This window comes from Budvicia aquatica DSM 5075 = ATCC 35567, from assembly GCF_000427805.1.
Lineage (GTDB): Bacteria > Pseudomonadota > Gammaproteobacteria > Enterobacterales > Enterobacteriaceae > Budvicia > Budvicia aquatica.
The window spans coordinates 1-9,387 of the sequence record NZ_ATYS01000081.1 but is presented as its reverse complement, the minus strand read 5'-3'; the positions used below and the strand labels follow the sequence as shown (position 1 = coordinate 9,387).

16 protein-coding genes are annotated in these 9,387 nt (G+C 43.3%); 3 read left to right on the top strand and 13 right to left on the bottom strand.

Annotated features, from left to right (window positions below):
- The first annotated feature begins 299 nt into the window (after positions 1-299).
- A complete protein-coding gene (locus YWE_RS0119820; protein ID WP_029096074.1) occupies positions 300-1,508 on the top strand; it encodes a tyrosine-type recombinase/integrase in 1,209 nt (402 codons plus the stop codon).
- A gap of 30 nt (positions 1,509-1,538) precedes the next feature.
- On the opposite strand, the gene xis is transcribed toward YWE_RS0119820, so the two are convergent.
- The 12 genes from xis to YWE_RS0119735 form a co-directional block, all read right to left on the bottom strand.
- Positions 1,539-1,781, bottom strand: a complete 243-nt coding sequence (gene xis / locus YWE_RS32035; RefSeq protein ID WP_368659123.1) for an excisionase Xis — start codon at positions 1,779-1,781, stop codon at positions 1,539-1,541.
- A 492-nt stretch (positions 1,782-2,273) separates the two neighbouring features.
- The gene (locus tag YWE_RS29180) at positions 2,274-2,726 is read right to left on the bottom strand and encodes a DUF551 domain-containing protein (RefSeq protein WP_051323464.1); all 453 of its coding nucleotides are present in this window, start codon (positions 2,724-2,726) and stop codon (positions 2,274-2,276) included.
- A gap of 783 nt (positions 2,727-3,509) precedes the next feature.
- Positions 3,510-3,896 carry a hypothetical protein gene (locus YWE_RS0119790; RefSeq protein WP_051323463.1) on the bottom strand — a complete coding sequence of 129 codons (387 nt, stop codon included), beginning with the start codon at positions 3,894-3,896 and terminating at the stop codon, positions 3,510-3,512.
- Between the two features lie 2 nt (positions 3,897-3,898).
- Positions 3,899-4,654 (bottom strand): BRO-N domain-containing protein, encoded by a 756-nt coding sequence (locus tag YWE_RS29850; protein WP_029096068.1) that lies wholly within the window; start codon positions 4,652-4,654, stop codon positions 3,899-3,901.
- Entirely contained in the window at positions 4,629-4,940 is a 312-nt protein-coding gene (locus tag YWE_RS0119780; protein WP_029096067.1) for an ANR family transcriptional regulator, read from the bottom strand. Before YWE_RS0119780 ends, YWE_RS29850 begins: the two co-directional genes overlap by 26 nt.
- Before the next feature lie 627 nt (positions 4,941-5,567).
- A complete protein-coding gene (locus YWE_RS0119770; protein WP_029096065.1) occupies positions 5,568-5,756 on the bottom strand; it encodes a hypothetical protein in 189 nt (62 codons plus the stop codon).
- Positions 5,749-5,940: a hypothetical protein gene (locus YWE_RS0119765; RefSeq protein WP_029096064.1), complete on the bottom strand. Its 192-nt coding sequence runs from the start codon at positions 5,938-5,940 to the stop codon at positions 5,749-5,751. The genes YWE_RS0119770 and YWE_RS0119765 overlap by 8 nt, the downstream gene beginning before the upstream one ends.
- Positions 5,930-6,223 (bottom strand): hypothetical protein, encoded by a 294-nt coding sequence (locus YWE_RS0119760; protein ID WP_029096063.1) that lies wholly within the window; start codon positions 6,221-6,223, stop codon positions 5,930-5,932. Before YWE_RS0119760 ends, YWE_RS0119765 begins: the two co-directional genes overlap by 11 nt.
- A gap of 174 nt (positions 6,224-6,397) precedes the next feature.
- Positions 6,398-6,574 (bottom strand): hypothetical protein, encoded by a 177-nt coding sequence (locus tag YWE_RS30600; protein ID WP_154661431.1) that lies wholly within the window; start codon positions 6,572-6,574, stop codon positions 6,398-6,400.
- Positions 6,567-6,770, bottom strand: a complete 204-nt coding sequence (locus tag YWE_RS0119745) for a hypothetical protein (protein ID WP_029096061.1) — start codon at positions 6,768-6,770, stop codon at positions 6,567-6,569. The genes YWE_RS30600 and YWE_RS0119745 overlap by 8 nt, the downstream gene beginning before the upstream one ends.
- Positions 6,751-6,969, bottom strand: coding sequence for a hypothetical protein (locus tag YWE_RS0119740; RefSeq protein ID WP_029096060.1), 219 nt, complete (start codon positions 6,967-6,969; stop codon positions 6,751-6,753). Before YWE_RS0119740 ends, YWE_RS0119745 begins: the two co-directional genes overlap by 20 nt.
- Complete coding sequence (locus tag YWE_RS0119735; RefSeq protein ID WP_227659958.1) at positions 6,962-7,186, bottom strand: host cell division inhibitor Icd-like protein; 225 nt, start codon at positions 7,184-7,186, stop codon at positions 6,962-6,964. Before YWE_RS0119735 ends, YWE_RS0119740 begins: the two co-directional genes overlap by 8 nt.
- Before the next feature lie 397 nt (positions 7,187-7,583).
- Here YWE_RS0119735 and YWE_RS0119730 point away from each other — a divergent pair, with 397 nt between their 5' ends.
- Positions 7,584-8,090: a type VI secretion system-associated protein TagO gene (locus YWE_RS0119730; RefSeq protein WP_029096058.1), complete on the top strand. Its 507-nt coding sequence runs from the start codon at positions 7,584-7,586 to the stop codon at positions 8,088-8,090.
- Between the two features lie 132 nt (positions 8,091-8,222).
- Here the strand turns inward: YWE_RS0119730 and YWE_RS0119725 are convergent, their stop codons facing one another.
- Positions 8,223-8,939 (bottom strand): S24 family peptidase, encoded by a 717-nt coding sequence (locus YWE_RS0119725; RefSeq protein WP_227659957.1) that lies wholly within the window; start codon positions 8,937-8,939, stop codon positions 8,223-8,225.
- A gap of 124 nt (positions 8,940-9,063) precedes the next feature.
- On the opposite strand from YWE_RS0119725, the gene YWE_RS0119720 reads away from it, so the two are divergent.
- A complete protein-coding gene (locus YWE_RS0119720) occupies positions 9,064-9,318 on the top strand; it encodes a transcriptional regulator (protein ID WP_029096056.1) in 255 nt (84 codons plus the stop codon).
- The last annotated feature ends 69 nt before the right edge of the window (positions 9,319-9,387 follow it).

Genomic DNA, 9,387 nt, shown 5'->3' with positions numbered 1-9,387 from the left:
CGCCCGCTAATCCTGAATGAATACCTGCCGATGGTGAAATTGTTTTGCACCCAAAACCCGCAGGGCGTGATTAACGGGTTTATCGGCCTGTCTGATGATTATAATAAAGACAACTCATGACAATTGGCGTCAAAATATCAATTAACTTTATAATAAATAACAAATATTATAAATAAACCCACGCCAACAAAAGACAGTCTCCGACACCAACCGCCAATATATTCATGTCCATTACTATGTCCATATTGTATCATTCGCAATGATAATCAAAAGTCAATGGACACGGTCTGGTTAATATTATGGCAATTTCAGATAGTTACCTTAGATCTAACCTTGGAAAATCGAGAGATAAGATTGAAGAAAAGTCAGACCGTGACGGCTTATGGGTTCGCCTATCGGTTAAAGGTGCTGTCACTTTCTTTTACCGATATAGGTATTGCGGTAAACAAGAGAAAATGACAATAGGTAGCTATCCCGCCGTTAGCCTGAAAGTTGCGAGAGACGAGGTTATAAAATGGGCTGGTGTACTGGCTGCCGGAAATAATCCAAAGACGCGTCGTGATTTGGATAGGGAGCAAATATCTAGTCAGCTATCGTTTGAGTCCGTGTTCAGAGAATGGCATTCGATGGTTTGCGCTCCTAAGGTAGGTTCTACCCAGATCATGCGGTCATTCGAAATTCACGTTTTCCCTAAGATTGGCAAATACCCAGCCGCTGAACTTACCGTACATAACTGGCTTCCTTTATTGGATAATCTATCGAAGCATTACAGTGAAATAACTAAACGCGTTATTAGCAATTCAAAGCAATGTTACTCATGGGCCCAAAAGAGGCGGGTTGTTTCTCATAATCCGCTAATTGAACTTTCTGGACGTGATTTTGGTATACAGAAAGGGGTGGGGGAACGCGTTCTCGATCATCCGGAAATAGCCCTATTTTGGAGTGCATGCAATCACTCTAGATTGACCTCTAGGAATAAAACGCTATTAAAATTATGCTTATTTTATGGGTGCCGCATCGCAGAGCTACGGTTAGCGAAAAAAGGTGATTTTGATTTAAAGTTAGGTGTCTGGACCGTGCCGGCAGAAAACCATAAAACTGGAATGAAAACAAAAAAACCATTAATCAGGCCGATCATTCCTGAAATACACCCCCTTTTGGAAGAGGCTATTAATTTTTCGTGTGGTGATTATATCTTTTCGAGTAGGGAGGTCCCTTTAGCGCAAGGGTTCCACTTAACATTACCAGGCAGTGTTAGTTCATATATATATAAAACCTATAAAATTACTGTTCCTCACTTTTCGATTCATGATCTACGAAGAACCGCCCGAACAAACCTATCGGAACTTACCGCCCCTCACATAGCTGAAATGATGCTGGGGCATAAGTTGCCGGGGGTCTGGGCGGTATATGATAAATACAATTACTTGGATGAAATGAAAGAGGCCTATTCACGTTGGTGGGAGAGGATACAGTCTATTGTGAGCAATCCTGAGTACGTAAAGTAAAAGCCTCGGATACGAGGCTCTTGCTGCGACTCATGCACGTTTTACTATACGGCCCCGTATGTCTCGCGCTGCATTTGATAAAGAGGAAATTGCCGTTCGTTTTAGCAAAGTTTCCTGATGCTGCCATTCAATCACTTTATACCGGTACCACTTATTTTCCGCTCCTATATCGGAGTAGTCAGGCTCAGGGAAGGGGTTAACCTCCTTTTTCCGCCTCCGGTCTAATGTGCGNAGCGATATACCAAGGTGCGCACATACCTGAGCAGAACTCATCCACGCTAAATCGTCAGTCATTGGTAATCCTCCGGTACCGGTGCCGCGGAATAAGCAGTCTTCATTTCTTTATAAAGCTCTTCACCTTGCTTNTTGTCATATAATTGGGTCCAGTAACTCCAATTATTANCTACCGCCGCCCACTCTTTACCAAAATCACGCATTTGGCTAAGGCTAGGCTCCAATTCAGGAACGGCGCGAATAAGGCGGACGCAGCGGCCAAAATCGGCGGGATCTAGCGGGTAGCGATTTTCAGTGATAAATTGCCCGGATAGGACAGATGCCATGAATTTACTACTCAACCCTGTGTCATCACTCGTAAGCCACGCTGAAAGCCCCATGCGATTAGAAGCCTTAACGATCGGCTTGCTTAATTCGTTACAGATTGAATTAGCGGCGGCTATGGCAGCATTTACATATCGAGCCTCAGCCGGTAATCCCGGAACCTGTCTGGATAATTCCTTCATGATTGCAGCGACTAATTGCATTTGATTAATCATTGTTAATCACCTCCGGCGCTGCTGGCAATTCCATCCAGTGAGTTGGTTCACACGCTATCACCGAGCCGCCCTCTGTTGTCGCATAACTGAATCCAGTATCGGAAAATCGATAGGCAACCATCTGCTCACCACTATCTAAGCAATAAATTTGCACATCAGTGTCTAGTTCTGGCAGGTGATCAGCAACGCTAATCCACCCAGTCGCTACCGGTTGACCTAATGCAGGTGATTCATAAAGCGGTTCTGGCGTTCCGATAAATCCCGGCTTAAGCGCTTCCTCTTTCGTTGAGAACAGACATCCGGCTATCTCCCAGTAAACTGGATTACCCTCTGCTTCTCTATATTCCAACACTTCACGAGCGATAAATACGCCTTCCTCTTGGCTTTGACGAACTGAGCCGAACGCTATTTTTTCTAATCTTTCTTTGCTGAGTTTATTTGTCATGATTGTTTTCCTTCAATTTATTTAGCTGCACAACTACGCTGTAAGCCTTGCGGTTAGAGGGAGTCTGTGTGCTTACCCCTTAATCGACTGCCGCTGCCTTTCGCTGGCTTTTCTTTTTTGGCTTCTTAACTGGCTCCAGCTTTATTTCAGAAACTTTAGGTCTGGCTGGTGGTTGCTCATACATGCCGAGCCGCATTCTGCGTCGTGCGTTCATGCTCCACACGTTATATGCAGTCCAGTCGCAGCCATCATCAATAATTAGGGTGCTACGGATTATCACATCGTCAATATCAATCATGNCGTCTTCGTCGGTNGCTATATCAGTCATGATTAACCACCTGNANNTCNTTATTTAAAGGGTTCTCGATAGCATCNGTTACNGCGGCTAACATGGTTTCAATCATTACCGTTGCACCCAGTGGAGTTAATTTTCCAGCATCTTTATTTAGCATTTGGCTATATAAGTTGACGACTCGNCCTCTACCTTCCACTAATCCATGTTCAGAACAGCTTAGATTTTCAATAAACTTGATGAGAATAAAGCAGATGCTTTTTTCAGTAATATCTACACGGACGATTTTCTTTTTTGTTACAACAACATCAGACCATTTTCCACCATAATGGCGCATGCAATAATCAATATACAGGCGAGCTATTCGAATCCGATCTCTTGCTATTTGATTCAATTTTTCAGACATAAGTAATAATCCTTTTATCGGATTTAGGCTGAGTTTGTCCCCAGCCTGAAAGCTGTAATAAATTTAATTAGTGAAATTTATTTAATTAATAAGGCTTGGTAATAATAAACTCGCTATAAGCCTGTTTTAATTTAGTGTGCTTTTCTTCCCACTTTTCTATTTCACGTTTTTTATTTAACAGTAAACGAATGCGTCTAACCGCGCGTTTATGACATCGCCAATATTCCGGTAATACTTCACCTCGCCTATGGGCAATATAACCATCCATTTGAACTCGTTCATCAGGTAGGTGTGACGGCTTTTTAATTAAGTCAAATGCCGCCTGAGTCATTATGTGGGCCAGCTTATTAATGGCCGTGTTGCGGGAGAAGCATTTATGTTGGCGACCGTGGCGATTAATAACATAAGCTAAAATAGGTTTATGTTCGAATGCCGTAGTAATACCTGAATACCTAAAATCTGCTGGTAACATGATTATTTCTCCCATCCGATCGCTTGAAATAGTCCCATTTTAGGATGGTACCAACGTGTACCGCGTGGCTCTGCTTCTGACATCATACGATGAAAAGCATTCATGAACGGATCAAACTCAACGATAGCACGGCGGGATAATAGGCCATCCGGAGTCATAAATTCATGCGTGTCAGTCGGAATGCGGTAAGCGTTAACCAGATTTCGGCATTTGGTATCAGTCATCCCGCTTTTGGCTACCACTTGGCGATATCCAACATAACCAGATCGCATATTGCCTTTTTTGATGTTCTCAACTGCCTCTGCTACCGTCTCAATTTCACCTTCAACGTGATTCAGGCGGCGTTCCTGCTCTACATTGGACAGTGCCATAGCAGCGATCATTTCCATTTCTGACATTGGTTTGGATTGGTGTCCATAGCTACCAGTTTCACGGATTGACGGAAGGACCTCTTCACATACCCAATCTTGAACCCGTTCAGCGGATGGGAGCTGGCTTTTCAGGATTAGCCGGTATACGTCAGATTCAGGGGCTAATTGTATACCGCGCGGTAGGTTACCTAATCCCATTTCTAACGAATCGTTATAATTAAGTGTAATCAATGATTTGCAGTGGTCATTTAGTGCTTTTGACGGGTTTGTATAACCTAAAGCCTTTGCTAATTCTACGGCAAAAAATACCGGTTTACCTTGGTACAGCATGCCGTTTAGAGATATACCCAACTCGTGCGATTTAAATGTCATTAATTGGTTTTTCATATTCCCACTCCGATATTGTTGTATTTTTTAATGCTTCAGATAACAGCCGCTTTTCTCGTTCTTTCGCTTTGCGTTCGCGGTTCTCTATTTGCCACTGCTCAAACCGCTGATGTAACGTATGGCGCAAAGTGTTTAGCTCAATCCGTGATGTAGCCCACGCCTGATTAACTGGCCTTTGGGCGTATCTGGTGGCTTTTTCCCAATAAACCGCTGCTGTTTCATATCTGCCTTTTTGCTCTTCAATAACGGCAGATTGGGCGAATATGGAATAATTAGTCGTTGTCAAAAATCCCCCTAATGCATTGTTGGCTGAACAGGCAAACCGTTATCTTGAATTTGCTTGATAAAACCGTCATACAGTATTGTCAGCCCTTCAAGCCCCATTGCGGATATTTGAAAAATGCCATTGTTGATATCAAGCATTTCCTTATAAAACTGAATGGATAATGACATTCCGGTTTCAGTACCGTATTTACCGATTGCTGGCCCTTCGACATTGATAGCAAGGGAGGTTCGCGTAGGGCCCGGGTAGATGCACATAGCTCCATACTCTCCTGAATAGATGATTGCCATATCAATTCCGCCTTCCTCATTCTCAACANCTACCGTTCCGTTTGCTTTCCACTGCTCGTTGATAAATACGGTAGAGACTAACCATCGCCAGCCAATAAGTTGCTGTTCAACTGTTGGTATAAAGTGGTTCTTTACCTCAGCATCTTTTAACGCCGCTAATATNCGTAAACCAGNAGACAGATGTTTATCAAAGCCACCATGGTCTAAGCGGGTTATAGCGTCGGAGAAACCGATTACCTCCGCTTCTTCATACAACCCTTGAGGGTTTAGCTTTAATATCCGGATGCCGCGCTTTGTAGCTTCAACGTGATGGNCGCTGGCAGATGGTTGTTTGGTGGTATCACGCATTTCTAGCTGTCTCCATTTCACTGAACCATTTTTCGATCTTTACTGCCTTTCTCCATGCTGCGCGAAGAGTGCGGTAAATCTCACAATCAGCATCCGCACCGGCAACCTGAGTCATGACCGATAACATTCCCGACAATTCCTCTAACTCTTCCGCCATGAGGCTGGGGTTATGCTTATTCATCTTTTTCCGCTTCCTTTTCCAGCCATGAAGAAATCTTGCAGGCCAAATCCCACGCGAGACCGATAGTGGAATGAACCTCCACCCCCCCCAATTGCTTGGGTTCGCGCTCATGTAATATGCATAACAGCGACTGCAGGTTATCGGCTGTAATGGAGATTCCGTCGATACTGGTGTTATTTTTCATGGTTAGCTCTCAGCATCAGGGCGTTATCAGCACAAGTAGAATTCAGGTTAAGTGCCTTCAATATTTCAGCGGTGACCATCAGCGAATAACCCAGCTTTTGTAAGTCGTTTTTTGCCTCACTATACTCAGGATTATTGGCGGCCCAATAAGCCAGATTACCCATAACAGAAATACCATCCAATAGCGCGTCAGAAGCCTCGCTCTGTGTGGCTGAAATAGCCATCAAAGCACCGCCATCCAATGACGAAAGGTTATTGATGGTGAGTTGGTCTAATAGGCTCATGCGGACACCCCTGCACGTAATGACTCGGTTATTTCTGTACTCATGTCGTGAGCGATTGATATCAACTGGCTTAAGTGTGGTGGAACATCATTTTCGCCAGCCACTTCCAGAATTGTGTATATCAGGCTATCTAGTTGAGCTGATTTGTAAGATGCAAGGTCTAAGGGTATCGGTTTACGCATGGCTTACCTCCGCACTCTGCTTATCGCATTGCTTAACAATTTCCATAAATGCCGCTACTGTTAAGACATATTCGTTTTCAGCTAGTGGATGATGGCAAATTACATTGCCGTTTCTAACGTTGACCAGAATACGTCCGGTGAAGTCTTCGGGAATGTGAATCTCATCCATGACGTACCGCCTCCCCAGAAAGGTTTATCAGGCATTCGGTTACTGAGTCGGAATACTCAGAAAACATACCAATGAGTAATTCAATCTCACATCCTGGAAGCTCTAACCATGAATGATACATAGCCCGAGCAATGGCGCTGGCTTGCTGCGATTTTTGAAGGATGTCATTCAGTTGTTTAATCTCTTGCTTGGTCATGACTCACCCCGCCATCTACTTTACCTAAAGCTTCTAGGGTGATTTGACTGAGTACAACGAACATTGAACCAATATTCCCTACTGCCTCATCAGAGATGGAATCAAGTTCGATAACTTGTAGTATCTCACCCAGCGCCCCTATTCCATGCTGTATTGATTCAATACGGGTAATTGCCTCAAGAACGGTAACGTTATGCATGGCTCACCCCCCGAACAGGCAGGCGAGCAGCAAAGGATAAGATGTAGTGAGGAGCCAGAATTTTACGGGCTTCTTTTTCGGTGTGAGCTTCAACAGATTGGCGACAAGGTACAGATTTCAAATCCGAACGTTTGATAGCCAAAAAGCGCCATAGGAATTTAGCATTCGGTGCAGTTTTGACCATTTCGGCAGTTGTGGTAATATTTACACTGGTCATATAGACCTCCGTTTGTTGTGACCTGCGGCCCTGACATCTATTGGCGTGGTATGTCGGGGCTATTTTTTGCAATAATCAAATAATACCTAGGGTTTAATTTAAGTCAATTGGTTTATTTTATTTTTTTGGTTGTTTTGTACAGCTTGCGCCGACTTCTTGATTTTTGCCTAATTCCGGTTTTGTATATGCCCAGTAATTAGGGGTAGTGTGTGGGGTATCGCTATGAAATAAATGTCACGATGCACGGTATATGGGATTACTAAAGGGTTAGTGTTTTATCGGTTAAAATTAAATACTGGTTATTTTGAGCGGTATAGCAAAAGAGAATATGAGCACCACTAATGCTGAGTAATTTTAATGTAGCATTAGTCTAACTTTTAAACTAAAGGGCATTGAATTGAAAAGGGTTATTTTCTTTGTAAGTTTACTGGTGGCTTCAGTTGCATTTGCTGAGACCAGAACGGGACCAACAACAGCAGAAGAAGCGTTAAAGCCAAACTTATGGACTATTCTCACAGATAAAAATCCATTGGATGATGGTGATGAGATTACTGGAATATTATCATCGACTGATTTCTCTTCTGGTGGGGTAGCCATAAAATGCAGCGGTGGTAAAACAGAGCTTATGCTGTTAATAAAAAAAGGCATAGTCACGGGAGAGGGATCTAAAAATGTAATTGTACGAATCGATAGTAGTACAGCAGTTGAACAAAAGTGGAATTTAAGTCCTGATGGTCATCGTCTTTTTTCTGCGGAACCAATCGAGTTCATCAAAAGCTTGCAAGGAAAGAAAAAATTAACTGTTGGTTATACCCCTGATAAAATGGATCAACAAACAATGGTATTTGATATCTCTGAGATTGAAAATATAACAAAATTAGTTAGTAAAGCCTGTAAGTGGTAATAGAATACCCCCAGTAACTGAATTGAGGGTTAGTATAAAGTGTTGAAAGTTTTTGATAATATCACTTTTTGATTCCCACCAACACACAAAAACCCTACCAGCCAGCCATGTCGCTTATATGCTTAGGACTGGCTACCACGCCATTACTGACCAGTTAATTACCCGACCTATTATCTTCACCGTATCAATATCAGCAGTCTCATCAGGGAATTCGGATGAGTTATAGCTACGGATTATCAGCTTACCGCCGGGCTGACGGTAAAGTAGCTTCACTCTGAATAGCTCATCTTGTTCGATGACATAAATCCCACCATCTACAATTTTTGTATGGTTTCTATCAATGGTGACTGTTGAGCCATTCGGTATCACGGGAGCCATGCTGTCCCCGCTTACTGGGAATGCGGCCGCATACTTTGCCTCGGCGCCATAGCGCCTTAGCGTCGCCTTAGAGAACCTCAATTTAAAGCCATTATAGTCCTCATTGACGCAGCGTCCATTGCCCGCAGCTAGCTCAATGCTTTTGTAAAACGGTATCTCAACCTCATCATTTTCAAGTGGATCTGAGCTATCCCATGTAATTATGGGTATTTCCACAAGCTCAGACATAGGAACGCCGTCACGTTGTTTGATGCTGGTTTCACGCATTTCACCAACACCCTCAGCAAGCCACTCTGGACGAATATTTAAAGCTTTTGCTATCGGTAGCAAAAACGCTGTCCTGAGGGTTCTTCCTGTCACTATCTTTTGTATGGTTGCTTGAGAAACACCTATTTTTTCAGCTAAAGAACTTTGTGTTATTCCAACTTCAGCCATTGCGATCCTCAGGCGTTGCGCCAAAGTCAAACTCATCTACGTAATCCTCCGATATTAATTTACTTAAATTACAACCTTGGTACTTAAGTGTCAATGACTGTTTCACTTGCAAAATAAAACCCAAGAGTTTAAATTAAAACCAAATAACTAAGGAGTATTTATGTTTCACACAAAAACACCCATTGAAGAGGCTGTGTACATTGCCGGAGGGCAAACCGCCCTAGCAAAAAAAGTTGGCGTTACCCAGGGTGCTGTCTGGAAGTGGGTTCGGGGCCTTAAAAAGATCTCACCCGTTAACGCAGTTGCTATTTCTAACGCGGTTGGTGGTGTCGTTAAGCCATATGAGCTGCGTCCAGACATTCCATCGGTTTTCCCTCACCCTGACACCCAACCATGCACAACAAAGCATACCTAGTCGCGCAGATGCCATCTGTGTTTAGTCCGGAGGATGCGATCTGGATTCAAGACATGCTTATGAAGCTCA